17 protein-coding genes are annotated in these 18,764 nt (G+C 45.1%); 4 read left to right on the top strand and 13 right to left on the bottom strand.

The features are described 5' to 3' along the window. Positions 1 to 21: 21 nt before the first annotated feature. The 4 genes from RMO68_RS02490 to RMO68_RS02475 are packed head-to-tail and all read right to left on the bottom strand — an operon-like array spanning position 22 to position 4,185. A complete protein-coding gene (locus RMO68_RS02490; protein WP_310439136.1) occupies positions 22 to 1,395 on the bottom strand; it encodes a CCA tRNA nucleotidyltransferase in 1,374 nt (457 codons plus the stop codon). Beyond that, the gene (locus RMO68_RS02485) at positions 1,392 to 2,804 is read right to left on the bottom strand and encodes a HAMP domain-containing sensor histidine kinase (RefSeq protein ID WP_310439135.1); all 1,413 of its coding nucleotides are present in this window, start codon (positions 2,802 to 2,804) and stop codon (positions 1,392 to 1,394) included. Before RMO68_RS02485 ends, RMO68_RS02490 begins: the two co-directional genes overlap by 4 nt. Further along, a complete protein-coding gene (locus tag RMO68_RS02480) occupies positions 2,798 to 3,472 on the bottom strand; it encodes a response regulator transcription factor (RefSeq protein WP_310439134.1) in 675 nt (224 codons plus the stop codon). Before RMO68_RS02480 ends, RMO68_RS02485 begins: the two co-directional genes overlap by 7 nt. Positions 3,473 to 3,513: 41 nt before the next feature. Further along, a complete protein-coding gene (locus RMO68_RS02475) occupies positions 3,514 to 4,185 on the bottom strand; it encodes a PhoU domain-containing protein (protein WP_310439133.1) in 672 nt (223 codons plus the stop codon). Between the two features lie 147 nt (positions 4,186 to 4,332). Between RMO68_RS02475 and pstS the strand changes: the two genes are divergently transcribed. The 4 genes from pstS (at position 4,333) to RMO68_RS02455 (ending at position 9,418) form a co-directional block, all read left to right on the top strand. Beyond that, positions 4,333 to 5,334 carry a phosphate ABC transporter substrate-binding protein PstS gene (gene pstS, locus RMO68_RS02470; RefSeq protein WP_310439132.1) on the top strand — a complete coding sequence of 334 codons (1,002 nt, stop codon included), beginning with the start codon at positions 4,333 to 4,335 and terminating at the stop codon, positions 5,332 to 5,334. 254 nt (positions 5,335 to 5,588) lie between these two features. Continuing rightward, complete coding sequence (locus RMO68_RS02465) at positions 5,589 to 6,941, top strand: hypothetical protein (protein WP_310439131.1); 1,353 nt, start codon at positions 5,589 to 5,591, stop codon at positions 6,939 to 6,941. Positions 6,942 to 7,217: 276 nt separating this feature from the next. Beyond that, positions 7,218 to 8,432: a NifS family cysteine desulfurase gene (locus RMO68_RS02460; RefSeq protein WP_310439130.1), complete on the top strand. Its 1,215-nt coding sequence runs from the start codon at positions 7,218 to 7,220 to the stop codon at positions 8,430 to 8,432. Positions 8,433 to 8,443: 11 nt separating this feature from the next. Then, positions 8,444 to 9,418 carry an iron-sulfur cluster assembly scaffold protein gene (locus RMO68_RS02455; protein ID WP_310439129.1) on the top strand — a complete coding sequence of 325 codons (975 nt, stop codon included), beginning with the start codon at positions 8,444 to 8,446 and terminating at the stop codon, positions 9,416 to 9,418. A gap of 67 nt (positions 9,419 to 9,485) precedes the next feature. On the opposite strand, the gene RMO68_RS02450 is transcribed toward RMO68_RS02455, so the two are convergent. From RMO68_RS02450 to RMO68_RS02410, 9 genes are all read right to left on the bottom strand, one after another. Next, entirely contained in the window at positions 9,486 to 9,989 is a 504-nt protein-coding gene (locus tag RMO68_RS02450) for an outer membrane beta-barrel protein (RefSeq protein ID WP_310439128.1), read from the bottom strand. Between the two features lie 209 nt (positions 9,990 to 10,198). Further along, positions 10,199 to 11,662 carry a PhoH family protein gene (locus RMO68_RS02445; protein ID WP_310439658.1) on the bottom strand — a complete coding sequence of 488 codons (1,464 nt, stop codon included), beginning with the start codon at positions 11,660 to 11,662 and terminating at the stop codon, positions 10,199 to 10,201. Between the two features lie 48 nt (positions 11,663 to 11,710). Then, positions 11,711 to 12,784, bottom strand: a complete 1,074-nt coding sequence (gene aroC / locus RMO68_RS02440; protein ID WP_310439127.1) for a chorismate synthase — start codon at positions 12,782 to 12,784, stop codon at positions 11,711 to 11,713. Continuing rightward, complete coding sequence (rnc, locus tag RMO68_RS02435; RefSeq protein ID WP_310439126.1) at positions 12,781 to 13,461, bottom strand: ribonuclease III; 681 nt, start codon at positions 13,459 to 13,461, stop codon at positions 12,781 to 12,783. The genes aroC and rnc overlap by 4 nt, the downstream gene beginning before the upstream one ends. 133 nt (positions 13,462 to 13,594) lie before the next feature. Further along, positions 13,595 to 14,020 carry a ribonuclease HI gene (gene rnhA / locus RMO68_RS02430; protein WP_310439125.1) on the bottom strand — a complete coding sequence of 142 codons (426 nt, stop codon included), beginning with the start codon at positions 14,018 to 14,020 and terminating at the stop codon, positions 13,595 to 13,597. Then, positions 13,995 to 15,038, bottom strand: coding sequence for a tetratricopeptide repeat protein (locus RMO68_RS02425; RefSeq protein WP_310439124.1), 1,044 nt, complete (start codon positions 15,036 to 15,038; stop codon positions 13,995 to 13,997). The genes rnhA and RMO68_RS02425 overlap by 26 nt, the downstream gene beginning before the upstream one ends. A 6-nt stretch (positions 15,039 to 15,044) precedes the next feature. Beyond that, on the bottom strand, positions 15,045 to 15,509 hold the full coding sequence (locus tag RMO68_RS02420) for a hypothetical protein (RefSeq protein WP_310439123.1): 465 nt from the start codon (positions 15,507 to 15,509) through the stop codon (positions 15,045 to 15,047). Beyond that, complete coding sequence (recJ, locus tag RMO68_RS02415) at positions 15,506 to 17,101, bottom strand: single-stranded-DNA-specific exonuclease RecJ (protein ID WP_310439122.1); 1,596 nt, start codon at positions 17,099 to 17,101, stop codon at positions 15,506 to 15,508. Before recJ ends, RMO68_RS02420 begins: the two co-directional genes overlap by 4 nt. After that, positions 17,085 to 18,713, bottom strand: a complete 1,629-nt coding sequence (locus RMO68_RS02410) for a CTP synthase (RefSeq protein WP_310439121.1) — start codon at positions 18,711 to 18,713, stop codon at positions 17,085 to 17,087. The genes recJ and RMO68_RS02410 overlap by 17 nt, the downstream gene beginning before the upstream one ends. Positions 18,714 to 18,764 lie beyond the last annotated feature (51 nt).

The raw sequence follows: 18,764 nt of genomic DNA, 5'->3' as shown, positions 1-18,764 counted from the left end.
GGCAATTTTATTACACGATCATTACAGATGAGTTACGAGCCACTTTCGTCCCTCTTCATACGTCGTAAACTGTTGATCGAGCTGGGCGTTATACGCTTTTTCCAAGATAACTTTAAACGACTCGGAGGGGGTTAATCCCAATGCGATCAAATCTCTACCCTGTACTAAGGGTGGAGGCGGCTCAAACAGTACTTCTAAAGAAGCGGCACGTTCATAAAGCCACTCTCCCGCTTCAAAAACTTCAGGGGAAGATACGTTAAATTGACGTCCGAAAAAATCGGCTTTTGCCAGAGCAATAAGATCATGGAGGCAGACACGGGTGCTCAAGTGTAAAATTTCACTATCCCTAGCATGTGAACGGTACAGTTTTCGAGGCCAGCCATGGTAACGGATTAGGGGGAGAATACGCTCGATTAGATCTTTATCTTCCGTTATTTGCTCTAGCCAATGTCGGGCAATCTCAAATCCTCTTTCACCATGTTTCGGAGCATTTAAAATACCATCTACGGTAACCGTGGTATCGGGTTTACCGATGTCATGTAATAACGTCGCGAGCATCAATACCATATCATCCCGCCATTTGCCGCGACGCATTGAGGCCATCGTATCCAGCGCGATCAGGGTATGGTTCCAAACTGATCCTTCCGGATGGGATGAACTCTCTTGCGGAGTGGTTTCAAGTTTATCGAGCGGAGTGAAAAAAGAAAGTCCTCCCATCTCTCGCAATAACGCCATCCCTATCGAGGGGAATTCGCTCAGCAAAAGGAGTTTTTTAAGCTCCTCGAAAATCCGCTCTTTGGGGAGTTCGCTAAGTGCCCCTTTTGCAATCATATCGCGGCAAAGGGCTAAGAGCGTATTATCGCATGTTAGTTCAAATCGGGCAGCAAATTGTATGGCACGCAATACCCTAAGGGGATCATCGATAAAGGTAAGCGGATCGACACACGCCAGCCGTTTGGCTTCTAAATCTTCGATGCCGTGATACGGGTCTAAGATTTTTTTTTCGATAGGGTCATAACCGATAGCGTTGATTGTAAAATCTCGACGGCGTGCAGCGGTAGCAAAATCAAGCGAACTGAGCCATAGGGTTTCAAACCCTTTATGTCCTGCACCCGATTTGGATTCACTGCGCGGAGGGGCAAAATCGATCGAATATCCTGCATAAGAGAGTTTGAAAACACCGAAACTTTTTCCGTAAAGTCCCAGTTTTCCGAAAGGGCGGAGAAGAGCTTCAAGGGTCTCCAAAGAGGTGACGCCGTAGAGTTCAATGTCGATATCGTGAGTATCGTGAGGGGTGAAACTATCGCGTACAAATCCCCCTACGAGTATGGGTTTGATACCGTGATGAGAAAGATGTTCTATCAGGTGCATCAAAGAAGAAGGGAGGGTGATCATTTTTTTCCGGTACCCTTTTTTTCGATAAGGCTATCAAGGGTAAAGCTAAATGTCGAACCGACCCCCGGCGTACTTTCAATTTGCAGCAAAGTGTCATGAAGTTTGAGAATATAACTGACGATGGAGAGCCCGAGTCCCATCGAATTGTCCCAGCGATTTTTTTGGACGCGGTAAAATTTAGAGGTGATCTTATCGAGTTCGGTCGGGGCGATTCCGATCCCTTTATCACTAACACGCAAACTATGCTCGGTTAGGGTAACGCTCACCTCTTCTTCTGAGTATTTAAGGGCATTATCGATGAGATTGGTGAGGATAAGTTCGATCATTGTTTTATCGGCAAATACGGTTCTAGAAGTGCCGTTATAACGAATCGAGCGTTCAGGGTATTTTGCCTGTAAAATAGAGATAGAATCGTGACACACTTCAGAGAGATCAAAGGAGGAGGGTTTAATAGAGAGATCATTATTTTCCAGTTTTACCGAAAGGGCGAGACGATCGAGCATCATAGTAACGCGATGGGTATTCGAGAGGATTTTGTCTAAAAATTTTTCACGAATTTTCGGGTTTAGATTTAGATCATCATGGAGGGTTTCGGCATACCCCATGATCGCAGCAATCGGATTTTTAAATTCGTGGCTGATGGCGGAGAGAATATCGTTTTGTTGCTTGTTGATGAGGCGGAGTTTTGCGGTATGTTTGCGTTTTTGTTTGTCGCGGTTATGGAGTTTTTTGACGAGATTTTTCAGCATGATCGAGATTTGCAAAAATTCGCGAAAGTATTCGGGTTTGAGAACGGCGCGGTAATTTTTTGCGGATACTTGATCGAGATAATGGGTGATTTGGAGAATATCGTAACGTGCTTTTTTAGAGATAGTGTAAGCAATGGCGAGTGCAATAACGATCAAGACGCTAAAAGCCCCGACCAGCTGAATCCATAAGATATAAAAATGATCCATTACGCTATCAAGACTCATCGCCAGACGGATAAAAAATACCCGCTCCGGAGTAGTGACTTTATGCGCTACGTAGATAAAATCGGTTTTTACGGTATTGGAATAGCGGACGGCTACTCCGTAGGGTTCCGTCAAAGCATGCATCACTTCAATACGTCCGGAATGGTTCTCCATCGTCTCTTTATCGGCGTCACTTTCGGCGATAACTTCTCCGTTTTCAGCGATGATAGTGACGCGAAGAAAAGTTTTGCCGGATGCCTGAGCGACGAAACGGTCAAAATCGTTGGTCGAGGTGATGAGTGGTTCCAGTAGGTTGATATTCTCTATGAGCCGTTCTTCACTGTCGTGAATAATCATCGATTTGAGGGTGAAGTAACTCATCAAAGACGCGATTAAAAGTGCGGCGATAAAGAGCCCTAAAACATTGAGGAAGAAAAGCTGATGGATCCTTAGCACAGTGTGTAACCGACTCCCCGTACCGTTTTTATATACTCTTTATCTTTATCGGGGTCGATTTTTTCTTTGAGGCGGTTGATAGCGACGTTGACGGTGCGATCTTGATAAACTTCATCGCTTCCCCAGACGTTTTCGAGGAGATAATCACGCTCTAACACGACGTTTTCATTGACGATGAGGGCATGGAGGAGATCAAATTCGAGTTTGGTTAGTTCAATGGGATTTCCATCGATGGTAACAGTTCGTGCGGCAAGGTTAAGTGCAATATCGCGGTAGGTCAAATTCCCTTCCGAAGAGAGTTTTTTAGTACGGCGCAATACGGCTTTTACCCGTAAAATCAGCTCTTTCATACTGAAAGGTTTGGTGATATAATCGTCACCTCCGCGCTCGAATCCTTGTTCAATCTCTTCATCTTTATGTTTTGCACTGACGAAAATAACGGGAGTCTGAATCCCCCGCTTGCGAAGAGAATCGACAAATTCGCTCCCCTCGGCACCGGGAAGGTTGCGATCCATGAGGATAAGGTCTACTTTCTCTTCTTCAAGGGCATCGACGACGTGTTTGGTATTGAGAAATCCGATGGTTTCAAATCCCTCTTTAGAGAGGTGATACTCCATCAGTTCTAAAATATCCTGTTCATCTTCGACAATCAGTATCAACGACTCCACGTTTGATTCCTTTTTCCGTAGTTCTAAGTACGTTCTTCGCACTAATTGTGTAAATTTAACTCTCCGCCTTTTTGAGCGTAAAGCATTAAAGAGGCGATATTGACCGTGCGATCACCGATACGCTCTAATTTGCGTAACGTACCTAAAACTCTGACGTATTCGACTGCGAGTTCATTGGCATCAATGATCAAATTTAAGAGCTCTTTTTCCATGATTGAAAAAAGGTCGTCATTTTTAGACTCTTCGACCATTACTTTTCGGTAAACATCGTCCGCATCACACGAGTCGATATTTTTCAAACACTCTGCAATGTATTGTAACGCATTGATCGTCGTTTTATGCAATTGAACGATCGCATTGGTCAAAACAGACATATCGCATCCCCCCATGCAGTGATCATGAAGACGTTTGCTGTATTTTTTGAGACCGTCTCCGATGCGGTCGATCTCATTGGTCATTTTGAGGTACGCTACTAACAAACGCAGTTCATCCGCTTCGGGGCCGAAGAGGGCGAATGTTTTGATAATCTCGTTATCGATTCTATTGGCATCGACTTGGATGTTTTTAATATGGATACGAGAGGTCTCGTACAATTCATGATTGTCCGTTTCAAATGCTCTGAGCGTCTCTTCGCTGGAGTGGATAATCTGAGAGAGCATAAGCGAGATCATGTCACGGATTTCGTTGAGTTTGTTTTCATAGCGTGGTAGCATGGATGTGCCTTTGATATAAATGATGGTGCGCGATTATAACAATGGTTTATAACCGTGAGATTACAAAGCGATACCTTGGCTTTGTAATCGTTTCGTTACCCGGCGATTCTACAATACCGCCATCAAAAATTCCAAAAGGATTCCATTATGCTAAAGAAAGCTACAAAAGGTTTGGTGATCGCGGCAATCGCGGCAACCTCTATGATCGCTGCGGATAAAATTAACGGTGCGGGGGCAACATTCCCGGCTCCTTGTTATTATGACTGGGCATATAACTACCAAAAAGCGACACAAACACGTGTTAACTATCAAGCTATCGGTTCAGGCGGCGGTATTAAACAAATCTCTGAGCGTGTTGTAAACTTTGGTGCAACGGATGCTCCGATGACTCCGAAAGAGTTGGATAAAGCAAAATTAACTCAGTTTCCTGCCGTTATCGGGTCTATCGTTGTAGCACACAACCTTCCGGGTATTGCGGATGAAAAACTAAAACTTAAAAATAGTGTTGTTGCGGACATTTTTGCTGGGCGTATTACAATGTGGAATGATCCGGCTATCGTAGCGGATAATGCAGGTCTCAATCTTCCGGCACAAAAAATCATCGTAGCGCACCGTTCAGACGGATCTGGTACGACCTATGTATTTACAGACTTTTTGAGTGACTCTTCTAAAGAGTGGAAAAGTAAATTCGGTATCGGTAAAGCGATCGGTTGGGCTGTCGGTGTCGGCGGAAAAGGGAATGAGGGGGTAACCAATCTCATCAAACAAACTCCTTATTCTATCGGATACATCGAAAACGCTTACAAAGAGAAAAATAATCTCTCTGCGGCAACATTGCAAACGGCTAGCGGTAAATGGGTGAGTGCAACTAAAGCAAATTTTATGTCAGCGGTTAAACAAGCATCATGGAAAAAGTCTGAACACTTCTACGGTTCATTGGTCTCACAAAAAGGGGATACTGCTTACCCGATCGTAGCGGCTACGTATATCCTTTTACCGAAAGAGACGGCTGAAACTAACGCACAAGTTATCAAATTCTTTGATTACGCGTTCAAAAACGGTGACAAAGCGGCTGAAAAACTCGGCTACATCCCTCTTCCGGTTGAAACAACAAACCTTGTTCGCGAATACTGGGCTGAGAATAAATAACTTTCTCTTTCCACCCTTTTTGGGTGGGTACCTTTAAGCATATACGGTATGTTTAAAGGTGCCCTTGTGGCACGTATTCTCTCTTCTCCTTCAATTCCTTAAGTTTTACGGGTTCGTCCTTGCGTATGCGTTCGGGCTCGTGTTTAATCACCCTGATTTACCTCTGTTAACCCTCTCGTAACCCCTGTGTAATGTAACAATCACGTAATCAAACTTCTCTACAATGACACCATTAAAAAACAGGAGTGATTCTTATGAAAAAAGTTGCATTATCTGCCCTTGCTGCGGCGATGATCAGTGGCGTTGCATCAGCCGATGCGTTGACCCTCTATAGTGATCCTAAAACAGGACAGGTTTATACGACTCCGGGCGAAGGCCGTGTGGAGATGGGTGACTTCGTAAGTGCAAAAGAAGTTGATATGCAGCTTCGTGATATCGAATCAAAAGGTTCTGAATATCAAGATAAAATGTCTAAATACGTAAACGTGAAATCTAAAGCAAAAAGCCTTGAATTCAGCGGTACGCACTACCTCGGATTTACAACAGCTGAGCCGGAAACCAAAAGTTCTACAAAAGGGCGTTCATCCGGTTTTGAAATGCGCCGTAACTACGTTCAAGTTAAAGCGTATTTCAACGATAAAGACTATGCACGTGTAACATTGGATACGACAAAAGAATTGGCAAGTAGCCCGGGTGTTGATGCCGGTGAAGAACAAAAAACTTCACAAGGGGGCGGTTATGCGGATGTTTTCGTAAAATACGCGTACCTCTATTTGGATAAAGTTCTTCCGTATACCGGTGTTGAGATGGGTATCGTTCACCGCCCATGGATCGATTACGAAGAGCACAATGCATGGCATTATCGCTCGTTTAATAAAGTTGCGTTAGAAGAAAAAGCAACGGCTACGGAAGCGGGTGTTGACCTTGTGAACTCTGCGGATTTCGGGGTAAATTTCAAAACCAAAACGGATATGTTCAGTTCTGAAATCGGTATTTTCAACGGTGAAGGGTACCATGCCGATAAAGTTGCGGCAAACCAAGAGAACGATTCACGTCTCTCTGTTGAATGGCGTTTGACGGGTCACTTGATCGGCAGCGGTGAGAAAATCGGTAAAAACGACCGTACAAAAGATACGTATTTGAATATCTCAACGATGGGATTGGTCTCACATAACCATAAAGATAACAATGCGTCAATCGGTGATTCATCAGAATACGATCGTACATTTTACGGGGTACATGCCGTTTATAACCAACCTGCATTCTTGATTGCGGCACAATACGTAAAAGCGGAAGATGATGTTCGTCTTGCCACAGGTACCGATTCTGAGTACGATTTGTTCTCAATCAATGCTGAGATTCGTCCGTTTACGGATTGGACTATCATCGGACGTTATGATGATTACAAAAAAGAGAGCAAAACAGCTGCTGGCGTAAAAACAGTTTCGTATGAAGGGACTAAAAAAATCGCGGCACTTGCGTACAAATATAACAAAAACGTAAGTTTCATCGGAACTGCTAAATTTGTTGATGAAGAAAACTCAGTCGGTATTGATAACGGTAACTCAAAAGATGTTTACATGTTGACTACCGAATTGAAATGGTAATTTTTTAACCCATTGCACTTCTCCTTCCTCCTCCCGCGTTGCGGGAGATATTCTCTCTTTTACCCCCCTTTTATCTCTTTTTCTCTATTATTTGAAACAATACTTATTTTTATGGATATGCTTAGCGTCAGCGAGAGGGTATTTTCTATCATCAGCTTAAGAGTTTCTAAACATAAAAAATACTTAAGGTTACTATAACATCGTTTGCACTATTATCCCAAAAGTTAAACAAGACTAAATTAGTCTTTTATTAGAAACCTATGACAGGAGCTTACAATGCAAGTCTATTTGGACAACAACGCAACAACGATGGTTGATCCTGCCGTTACCGAAGCGATGATTCCGTTTTTTAGTGAGATTTACGGTAACCCGAACTCTCTGCACCGTTTCGGAACCGCTTCCCATCCCGCGATCACGAAAGCGATTAATCAAATGTATAAAGCGATTAATGCAAGCGACAAAGATGACATCATCTTCACCTCATGTGCTACGGAGTCGAACAACTGGGTACTTAAATCGGTGTGGGTAGATAAAATTCTTAACGGCGATAAAAACCATATTGTTACGACCGAAATCGAACACCCCTCTGTCCTCTCAACCTGTAAATTTCTCGAAGAGCAAGGGGTCAAGGTAACTTACCTTCCGGTCAACGATCAGGGGATTGTTGAAGCGCATACGTTACGCAGTTTTATCACTGAAAAAACGGCACTTGTTTCCGTAATGTGGGCGAACAACGAAACGGGAATGATTTTCCCGATCAAAGAGATCGGTGAAATCTGTAAAGAAAAAGGGGTTCTTTTCCACAGCGATGGTGTTCAGGCGGTCGGCAAGATTCCTGTGAATATGCAAGAGGTTCATGTTGATTTCTTATCAATGTCCGCCCATAAATTCCACGGCCCTAAAGGGATTGGAGCCTTATATATCCGTAACTCCGAAGAGCTTACGCCGCTATTGCACGGGGGAGAACATATGGGGGGGCGCCGATCCGGTACCCTCAATGTCCCTTACATTGTAGGGATGGGAAAAGCAATTGAGCTCGCAACCGAGAATATCGCTGAAAAAATGGCCTCTATCCGAGCTAAACGTGATCGATTGGAAGATGCGCTTCTTTCTCAGCTAGAGGATGTAATGGTGGTCGGAAATCGTGAGAACCGTACGCCGAATACCATTTTGATCTCCATTCGCGGGGTTGAGGGTGAGGGGATGTTATGGGATTTAAATAATGCCCTTATCGGTGCCTCTACCGGTTCAGCCTGTGCGTCGGAAGATCTCGAAGCAAATACGGTTATGCTAGCCATCGGTGCCGACAATGAGTTAGCTCATACGGGAATTCGTTTGAGCCTCAGCCGTTTTACGACAGATGAAGAGGTTGATTACGTCATTGAACGTTTCAGCAGCGCTGTTTCAAGATTACGTGCTATCTCAAGCTCGTACGCAATTGTCCAACCCACTCCCGGCGGCGAAGCTGCTGAGTGTGGAATACATCACTAAAGGATTCTATTATGGCAAAAAATGATTTATTGGGCGGATCTCTTTGGGATCAGTATTCCAACAAAGTAACGACATTGATGAACAACCCTAACAATCAAGGGGAGATCACTCAAGAGGAGTGCGATGCGGCAGGACACAAACTGATCGTTGCCGATTTCGGGGCGGAGAGCTGTGGAGACGCAGTTCGTTTGTATTGGGAAGTCGATCCCGCAAGCGATACGATCGTCAAATCAAAATTTAAAAGTTTCGGATGCGGTACGGCGATCGCGAGTTCGGATATGATGGCGGAGCTTTGTATCGGTAAAACGGTTCAAGAAGCGGTTAAGATCACCAATATCGATGTTGAAAAATCACTCCGTGATGATCCTGAAACGCCGGCCGTTCCGCCGCAAAAAATGCACTGTTCGGTTATGGCGTACGACGTTATTAAAAAAGCGGCGGGTCTTTATCTCGGTGTTGATGAATCGAGCTTTGAAGATGAGATTATCGTGTGCGAATGTGCCCGCGTTAGCCTCGGGACACTTCGTGAAGTGATCAAGCTCAATGATCTTAAAACCATCGAACAAGTGACCGATTACACCAAAGCGGGCGGTTTCTGTAAATCCTGTATCAAGCCCGGCGGGCATGAAGCGCGTGAGTACTATCTTGTCGATATTTTGGCGGATGTTCGTGCGGAGATGGATCAAGAGAAAATGCGTAATGCGGCAGATGCGGGAAGTCACGGTGATTTCGAAGCGATGACGTTGGTACAGAAAATCAAAGCGATTGACAGCGTTGTGGATGAATCGATTCGTCAGTTTTTGATTATGGACGGCGGAAATATGGAAGTTATCGATATCAAGGACTCTCCTGATTATATCGATGTCTATATCCGTTATTTAGGCGCGTGTAACGGCTGTGCGAGTTCAAGTACGGGGACGTTGTACGCTATTGAAGCGACACTCAAAGAAAAACTTTCACAGAAAATCCGCGTATTACCGATTTAAATATCTTTCCGTTCGTGCGAGCTCACACACCCTTTGGGTATGTCGAGCCATGAACAGATTTTTTGAATTAGAATTTGTAGTTTATACCTGCAAAAAAGCCTTGAAAGTATGTTGTTTCATCTATAGATGTTTTAGCATCAGAGAAGAGATAGCGATACCCGGCATCCAATGAGACATTTGGATTGATTTTATAATTAACCCCCATTCGCCCTCCATATGCAAGTCCATCTTGTGTATAGTCTCCGTCTTTATAAACAGAATACGCGACAATTGCACCCACAAACGGCTTGAATGAAGAATTACCAAAAAGATAATCACATCCTACGCCATAAGCATCGGTCGATTGATCAAAATCGCCTTTACCGATGTATTGATAAAATGTATAAGCACGAGTATTTGCATCGAAATAGTAGCCTAAATTAAGGGCATAAGCCGTACTCTTATTGGTAGAAGTTTCAGTTGAGGTTTTGTATTCCTCTTTTACTTTACTGATATCGCCTCCGACATAAACGCCACTTTCATTTGCCATCAATACGGCACTAAATAGTCCAGCAAGAACCAATTTTTTCATACGATACTCCATTTTAAATAACCAATTGCGTTGGTTTTCGTAATGGTAATAAAATAAACTTAAAATAATTATAAAGTAGTATTATTTATTATATTTTATGATTAAAATATTTTTTTTAACGTCATTTTTTGAATAGCTATGAAAAAAAGAAAGAGTAGGGAGAAAGTTATATGAAAAAGTGAAGAGAAGCAGTATCGAAGTGGATACTGCTAAAAATTTTTATCAAACCAATCCGCAACTTGAGAGCGAATCGTATGGCGCAGTTGAATCCCCGCAATAAAGTTATTATGCTGTGCTTTGTTGAGCAAGCTTACAAGAGCATTGCGCCGTTTGGAGAGGAACGGATGGTCGATTTGTCCCGGATCTCCCATAACGACGAGGCGTGTCTCATCCCCCATACGGGTTCCGATGAGCTTTAGGGTGGCATTGGTCATATTTTGGGCTTCATCAATAATGACAAATTTGCGTGAAATCGTTGTTCCGCGCATATGGGCGATGTCCATTACTTCGATATTGTATTTTTTCATAAACACTTCAGTGGCATTTTCTCTTTTGACGGAGTTGGTATTGCCCGTAAACTCTACCCGTGCATCAATGGAGCGTTTGCTTTGGTGTTCAATCGTAAAGTTGACGGCCGAGTAGAGCGGATACATAAAAAAGCCGAGCTTTTGTTCCTCATCCCCTTTTCGAAATCCGAGTTCAGCCTGTTGATCATTAGAGGTGACGGTATTACGGGCATAAACAATCCCCTCAACAATCCCCTCATCCACCAGTTCCAATCCCGCTTGGAGTGCAACGAGGGTTTTCCCTGATCCGGTGGAACCTGAGACGACAGTAACGTAGTTCTGAGGATGGGTCATCATGGCATAATAGAATTTTTGCTCCACATTGAGAGGCCGTACGAGTTCTTCGTTAAAATGTTCTCCGAAACGGCGGTCAAAGTCACACCATTCGATTTGATTATTAAAGCAAAATGCATGACGCTGTATACCCGTCTCATACATCTCCGATGAGGTACTGAGTGCTTTTTGGATAAAAGTGATTTGATCGAAATTGTGATGTTGTGCTTCGGTAGGAATCGAAGGGGTCTCTTCGTACTCATAGCTGTAAGAGAAATCGATTTGTTCCGGTGCCTCAACACTGCTGTTGCGAATGCTTTGGGTTTGAATCCCCCGAATCTCTGCGGCGATACGAAACGACATATCGTTACTGAGGAGCGTTAGATCATAGTCATCGGCAATTTCAGCGATTTTGGCGTCATTGATCCCTTTGGGTTCGGAGAAATTGTGAGAAACCCGATAGTTTTCACGATGAACGATAAAGAGATCAATAAGATTTGCCTCTCCTCCATGCAAGGAGCGATCATAATTGAGGGCTAATCGGTAGTAACGGTCATTTTTACACGCATCTACATCAACATGTTTTCGGACACATTCGGGAAGTTCTATAAAGCTGATAGGTTCCCCCCACGCCGCATCGGCGAGACGAAAAAACTCACGTGCCTGAAATCCTGCTTCAGAGCGCATATCATCTTTTTTGCTATTAAGCTCGGCTAAAACGATATTAGTGATAACGATACCGTTTTGGTTCTCGTCACTGATTCGTAAAATGTTGGTGGGATCATCTAGGATAACGGAAGTATCGAGGAGGTAGCAGTTTTGAGCTGGACTCATCACAAAGAACCCTTTTTATAGGAATTCTCTATGGTAGCAAAAGTAATCTTAAGTGTAGTAGTTCTTAATGCCGTTCATCGTACTTCCCATATTAAGGAGCACCATATCGGCAATAACGAGTGCCGCCATCGATTCAGCAACAACCGAACCGCGTATAGCGACGCATGGATCATGTCTCCCTTTAAGTGAGACATGGACGCTCTCATTATCCGTGTTGACACTCTCCTGATCGATAAAGATCGAAGGGGTCGGTTTGAAATGGATACGTAACACTACGTCATCTCCGTTGCTCATTCCGCCGAGGATTCCTCCGGCATGATTGGTCTTAAATCCTTTAGGGGTGATGGAATCGTTGTTTTGGCTGGCGAGCAGTGCGGCGCTATGAACGCCCTCTCCGATTTCGACCGCTTTAACGGCATTGATCCCCATCATCGCTTCAGCGAGTACCGCATCGAGTTTGTAATAGAGCCCTTCACCCAATCCGACAGGGAGACCGTTTATTTTGAGTGTTGCGACACCGCCGACGGAATCATGAGCATTTTTAGCGTCCAATATAGCCGCTTTTTGAGCCTCTTCAACGTTTTTATCGAGAGCATAAATGGGGCTGCTTTTCGGATAATTAAAATCGAGCGTTTGGGCTTCGATACCGTGAATAGCACTGATGCCGCTTTGAACACTAATGCCGAGTTGGGCTAGCATCAGTTTCGCTACCGCGCCCCCTGCGACACGTGCCGCCGTTTCACGTGCACTTGATCTCCCGCCCCCGCGATAGTCGCGAAGACCGTATTTGTGAAAATAGGTAAAATCGGCATGACCCGGTCGGAAGATATCTTTGACATTAGAGTAATCGCCGCTTTTTTGGTCAGTATTGTAAATGACTAGGGTTATCGGAGTTCCGGTGCTAAGTCCCTCGAAGGTACCGCTGAGAATTTCGACTTTGTCTTCCTCTTTTCGGGCGGTGGCAAATTCGTTTTGTCCCGGTTTTCGGCGATCCAGTTCGCTTTGGATATACGCTTCATCGATCACCAGTCCCGCAGGGACACCGTCGAGAACACAACCGATTGCTCTACCGTGGGATTCACCGAAGGTTGTTATACTAAAACGCTCTCCAAATCGGTTCATTTAAGTTCCTTTGATAGCATTCCAAGTGCAATTTGTGCCGCTTCTTGCTGCGCTTGTTTTTTACTTTTTCCCTGAGCGGAGGCATACCGTTTGCCGTCGATGATGACGGCGACTTCAAACTCTTTTTTATGATCCGGCCCATGTGCGGCGATGAGTTGATATTCGGGGGTTGTGCCGTAGTGGGCTTGGGTCAGCTCTTGGAGAGAGGTTTTATAGTCTTTAAAGAGGGAGTCGAGAGAAATATCGGGATGAACATGTTCAAGTAGAGAGATTGTAATCCCTTGTACTTTACCCAAGCCGGTTTCGAGATACATTGCCCCCATCAGGGCCTCAAAAGCATTGGAGAGGAGCGAGCTTTTAGTACGGCCGCTGTTGTTCTCTTCCGCATTGGAGAGATAGATATATTCCCCCAAGTTCAGATAGGTGGCTAAAGAGGTAAATCCCCCTTCATTGACGAGTGAGGCACGCATTTTAGAGAGTTTTCCCTCATCAAAGCCGCGAAATTTTTTATAAAGGTATTCTCCGACGATCAAATCGAGTACCGCATCTCCCAAAAACTCAAGTCGCTCATTATTGTAGGGCTGTTTGTAGCTTTTATGCGTCAGCGCTTCAATAAGGAGCTCTTTGTTTTGAAAGGTGTACCCTAAACGTTCTTGCAGGGCTTCTAAGTCATTCATTTGTTATTTAGTCCTTCTTTAAATTTTTCTGCTTTCATTATTTTAACACGGATCGAGAGCAAAGCCCCCAATCCTACGCTAACGCTGAGTTTTCCTCGGCGGAAAGCCCACGCGCAGTTACCGCGCTATTTTCTTAACCATTTTTTTGTTTTTCTGCCTCTTCGCGGGCGATTTGGTCACATTGTTCATTTTCGATGTGACCGTTATGTCCCCGTACCCAAACCCCCTCAATACGGTGGGGTGCGGATACCCGGATATATTCTTGCCAGAGGTCGGGATTTTTGACTTTGGCGAAGTTGCGTTTAATCCACCCCTCCAACCATTCGTTGATCCCTCGAATCACATAGCTCGAATCGGAGATAACGGTTACTTCGCACGGCTCTTTGATCGCTCTTAGCCCTTCGATCACTCCGAGAAGTTCCATCCGATTGTTGGTCGTATGCGCTTCCCCGCCGCGGATGATTCGCTCTTTATCTCCGTAGCGTAGAATCGCTCCGAATCCTCCGGGTCCCGGATTTCCGAGAGCCGAGCCGTCACTGAAGAGAGTTATTTTCTTCAAACCGTTCCTTTGAAAGATTCATAATACTGTGCACCGAATCAATCGCATGGCATTGAGGGCAGCGGTGAAACGGCAAAAACGAGATCACGTTACACTCTTCACACGTGTATTCAAACTGCAATGTGGCTTTATTCGCACCGCAGCGTCGCAGAGCTATCAGGGTATCGAGTTCGAAAACCGAACTCCCCTCTGCCAACTCTATTGACCCTTTTGCGCTAAAGAGTTCGCGCAGGTAGGTGTTACTTGAAATTATAGCCAAATCGAGATTTTCATCTCTGAGTCGCCATAAAATATCACTTAGGCGCGTACTTAGAGATTGATCGTAATGTTTCCATGCAAGCATCGGGCGGTAAGTGAAAAGCCACTCATAAATCATGTATCCGAGGCGACGCTGGGTCTGATAAATTTTTATCAATCGATCGGCTTTTTCATCTAGGTCGATTTGATGGTCTCCTATGAGGATACGACATTCGAGATAGAGTTTTTCGCTGAGCGTATCGGGGGAGAGTTCTTGGAGCGATTCCATCACTTCAAGTGCTTTATCGTATTGCTGAAGTTGCTCATATATAAGCACTAAAAAGTGTAGTGCCTGAGGCGTTCGGGGTGCATTGTGCAAAATCTGTAGGAATGTTTGGCGGGAACGCTCTAAAAAGCCGGCTTTGAAAAAACTTTTCCCGAGCAGTAATAGAGCATCCTTTTGAAAAATAGGATCACGGTTTTTGGCGAGGAGGGCGTGATAAATCTCCACACTCTTTTCGTAATTTCCCTGATGCTCGAAACTTTGTGCTAATAACAGCCACGATTCGCTGCTTAGGGAATTCGTTTGTACCTGCTCGGTCAGTTTTTCACCCTCACCGATCGATTCGAATTTTCCTAAAAAAGATTCGAGATCGCGATGTTCACGTGCACTTTTATACCGCCCCCACCAATAACTTAAAAAAGAGAGGATGAAAAGGAGGATAAAAAAGACGACGATACCGAAAAGGGGATCGCGAAATTCAATAAAAAATGTGTCCATGTCGTATTATAGCTTTTGATACGTGATTTCGCGAATTGTTCGTTGATTTGGATCGATTCGGTAGTTAAGAGAGGGCTCATTTTGGCGGTGACACAGATCTTCAGTACAAATAGTCGTTTCATTTGAAGGGAGGCAATCGCCGAGTCCCAGCCTCTCTTTGTTTTTAATAAGAGGTGAAAGTATGTGGATGGAGGCTATTTTTTTACCGGAAGAATCGGAGACGATGTGCGCCAATATATGTTTCCCCCGTTTCATTTGAAAAATCATTTCGGGTTTGTCGGGAGAAACTTGGCTCAATTTCTCAAACTCAAATCCGCTAAGCGTTGTATTTACCTGATTAAATGGGGTGTCGGCATGGAGTGCACCGAGACCTTCTTCACTAATGGTTAGCGGATAGGGTAACGGTTTGTTCGGAACATCACACCCGACAAAGAGGAGAGGGAGGAGACTAAAGAAAAGACGGCAGTTCAAAAGAGACGCTCTATCATAAGCTGGAGGGAGACACGACCGTTCCACTCATTTTTATTAACGGTATAGCTACACGAGATTTTTTTATCCTCGGGACACTCTAATACCCGCCGAAACGCGATGAGCTCCAACGTTTTTTGGCTGATGTGTGAAGGTCGCAGTTCAATACGGCTATGCGATTGGTCGCTTCCGAAAAGTTTCACCGTTATTACATCGGCATTGCGGATTAAAAATCTCGGACGGGGGTTCCCTTCACCGTAAGGCTCGAATCTCTCTAAAAGTTCAAGGAGTTGAAAGTTGATCATCTCATGCTCTAACTCTCCGACAATATCATTAAGGGGGATAAAGTCAGTAGGATTGACATTTTTTGCGATTTTGTTAATTTCCCTACGAAATATTTCCACATTCTCCGCATTCATGGATAAACCCGCTGCCATTTTATGTCCGCCGAATTTGGCTAAGAGGTGCTCTTGGGATTTGATAAGGGTGTAGAGATCAACGTTCCCGATACTTCGACCGGACCCTTTGGCAATACCGTTATGGAGACTCAGAACAATGGCGGGTTTTTGAAAATGGCTCACAAGACGTGAAGCGACAATCCCGACAACCCCTTCATTCCAGTGCTCGCCGGCGACAACGATGATTGTATCTTCGGTATGGACGCGAATCATCGCTTCTGCCGTTGTTTGCGCCTCAGTCTCTTTACGCAACGTATTTAGGGAGGTAAGAAGCTCAAACTGATGGTATGCCTTCTCGGAGGTATCGGCCAGTAAAAAATCGAGGGCAATGGAGGCGTCTTCGAGCCGACCTGCGGAGTTGATGCGAGGGGCGATTTGAAAAGCGACATCTTCGGAGGAGATAGCGGAGCGGTTTAGAAAATCGCGAATCATCACAAACGGAGAGAGAGATGAGCGGCTCATCATCTCCAGTCCCGTTTTAACTATAGCACGGTTGATCCCCACCAGAGGCATCACATCGGCGATAACCGCAAGCGCCAAAAAGGGGAAAAATTGGCGCATATCGATGGTGAGACCAAGTTCTTGTTTAAGCAGTCCCATAAGGAGCCATCCGACCTGTGCGCCGCAAATATCTTTGAACGGATAGGGGCAGTCGAGTTGTTTGGGGTTGATGATCGCATAGGCATCGGGCAGTATATCTGCAGGGGTATGGTGATCGGTGATGATCAGATCAATCCCTCTGCTCTTACACACCTCTGCGGCTTCAATCGCGTTGATCCCGTTATCGACGGTAAAGATGACGTCCGCATCGAGTCTTTCCAAAACATTTTTAGAGACGCCGTAGCCGTCGGTAAATCGGTTCGGGATAGTAGTGATGAGGGGATAGGGGATGAGGTCGAAAAACCGTTTGACGATGGCGGTGGAGGTGACCCCGTCTACATCATAATCTCCTACGAGAGCAATACGTTCATTGTTGCGAATAGCTCGGGCAAGCCTTTCGGAACCTTTTTTAGCATCTTTGAGTAGGGTTGGATGGGGAATATCGGAGAGTTTTTCACTTTGCGCCTCAAATCGGCGCGCTAAAAAATCTCCCAGTGTATTATGGTCGAGAAGAGGTACCTCAGGCAGGGTTGGCATGGGTAAAGGTTGCTTTTACAAAGCCGAGGATTGAAGCATTCGGGCTTTGGAGGCGTGAAGTGAATTCAGGATGGAACTGTACCCCTAAAAACCACGGATGAGTTGGAATCTCCACCGCTTCGATAAGTCCGTGCGACTCTCCCGTTACGAGCATCCCTGCAGCTTCAAGTGCCGCGCGGTAAGTAGGATTGGCTTCATAGCGGTGACGATGACGCTCATGGATAAGCGGTTCGTTGTTGTAGGCCGCACGGAGGTTTGAGCCTTCTTTCGTCTCGCACGGGTATTCACCCAAGCGGAGCGTTCCCCCCATAGGTGAGTGATGGGTACGCAACTGCGTTTCACCTGATTGGTCGATAAAATTATCGATCAAATAGATCATTGGATGGGTTGTCGTCGGGTTAAACTCGATCGAGTTGGCATCCTCATAACCGAGGACATTACGGGCATACTCGACGATGGAGAGCTGCATTCCCAAACAAATTCCCAAATACGGAATTTTGTTTTCACGGGCATAGCGGATTGCCTGAATTTTCCCCTCAACGCCGCGATTACCGAATCCGCCTGCAACAAGAACCGAATCACAGTCACGTAAAAGTACTTCCGCCCCTTGCGTTTCGATCTTCTCAGAGTCAACCCAGTGGATAGCGACACGGGTATCGAGATGTGCCCCCGAGTGGATGAGCGCTTCGATCAGTGATTTGTACGACTCTTTAAGTTCTAGATATTTACCGACAAAACCGATGGTGACATGGTATTTTGGAGAGACGATTTTTTTGACCAAGGAATCCCATTGTTCCATATCGGGTTTGAGTTCACCCAACCCCAGCTCTTTGCTGATTGGAGCAAGAATATTTTGCTGTAAAAAGCTGAGCGGTACGGCGTAAATGGTCTGTTCATCCATCGCCTCGATGATACTGTCGGAGCTGACGTCACACGCTAACGCGAGTTTCTTTTTAAAGGTTTTCGGGAGTTTTTCTTCACTACGGGCGATAATCATTTGTGGAGTGATACCGATACGGCGAAGCTCTTGAACCGAGTGCTGGGTCGGTTTGCTTTTGTGCTCACCGGCGGCTTTGATGAACGGGATGAGGGTTACGTGGATAAAAAATGTCCCCTCAACCTCGTCATCGTGTTTCATTGTCCGGATCGCCTCCATAAATGGAAGCCCTTCGATATCTCCGACGGTACCGCCAAGCTCGACCACGAGGATCTCATGCCCTTCACCCGCTTTTTTGATACGATCGACGATTTCGCCGACGATGTGAGGAACGACTTGAATCGTTTGACCCAAATAACCGCCGCTGCGTTCACGTTCAATGACCGAACTGTAAACTTGACCGGTTGTAAAGTTGCTGGTACGTAAAAAAGATGTGTCGAGAAAACGCTCGTAGTTTCCGATGTCGAGATCGGTCTCCGCGCCGTCTTTGGTAACGAAAACTTCACCGTGTTCCAGTGGGCTCATAGTTCCCGGATCGACGTTGATGTAGGGATCGATTTTGAGCATACCGACTTGTTTGCCGGAGTGTTTGAGGAGTGCGCCGATGCTGGCTGCCGTAATCCCTTTTCCGAGTGAACTCAGAACTCCGCCGGTTACAAAAATATATTTTGTCATTGAATCATTCCTTAGCTCTTAGCGTTTTTACGATGGGGTTAAATGGGTCGT

The organism is Sulfuricurvum sp., assembly GCF_031427015.1.
Lineage (GTDB): Bacteria > Campylobacterota > Campylobacteria > Campylobacterales > Sulfurimonadaceae > Sulfuricurvum.
This window is presented reverse-complemented; position numbering and strand designations above follow the sequence as displayed.

Bases quoted from the DNA above. Each gene is read 5' to 3' on its own strand.
- RMO68_RS02490 (WP_310439136.1), bottom strand. From the start codon at position 1,395: ATGATCACCCTCCCTTCTTCTTTGATGCACCTGATAGAACATCTTTCT.
- RMO68_RS02475 (WP_310439133.1), bottom strand. From the start codon at position 4,185: ATGCTACCACGCTATGAAAACAAACTCAACGAAATCCGTGACATGATC.
- pstS (WP_310439132.1), top strand. From the start codon at position 4,333: ATGCTAAAGAAAGCTACAAAAGGTTTGGTGATCGCGGCAATCGCGGCA.
- RMO68_RS02465 (WP_310439131.1), top strand. From the start codon at position 5,589: ATGAAAAAAGTTGCATTATCTGCCCTTGCTGCGGCGATGATCAGTGGC.
- RMO68_RS02460 (WP_310439130.1), top strand. From the start codon at position 7,218: ATGCAAGTCTATTTGGACAACAACGCAACAACGATGGTTGATCCTGCC.
- RMO68_RS02455 (WP_310439129.1), top strand. From the start codon at position 8,444: ATGGCAAAAAATGATTTATTGGGCGGATCTCTTTGGGATCAGTATTCC.
- RMO68_RS02450 (WP_310439128.1), bottom strand. From the start codon at position 9,989: ATGAAAAAATTGGTTCTTGCTGGACTATTTAGTGCCGTATTGATGGCA.
- RMO68_RS02445 (WP_310439658.1), bottom strand. From the start codon at position 11,662: ATGAGTCCAGCTCAAAACTGCTACCTCCTCGATACTTCCGTTATCCTA.
- aroC (WP_310439127.1), bottom strand. From the start codon at position 12,784: ATGAACCGATTTGGAGAGCGTTTTAGTATAACAACCTTCGGTGAATCC.
- rnc (WP_310439126.1), bottom strand. From the start codon at position 13,461: ATGAATGACTTAGAAGCCCTGCAAGAACGTTTAGGGTACACCTTTCAA.
- RMO68_RS02425 (WP_310439124.1), bottom strand. From the start codon at position 15,038: ATGGACACATTTTTTATTGAATTTCGCGATCCCCTTTTCGGTATCGTC.
- recJ (WP_310439122.1), bottom strand. From the start codon at position 17,101: ATGCCAACCCTGCCTGAGGTACCTCTTCTCGACCATAATACACTGGGA.
- RMO68_RS02410 (WP_310439121.1), bottom strand. From the start codon at position 18,713: ATGACAAAATATATTTTTGTAACCGGCGGAGTTCTGAGTTCACTCGGA.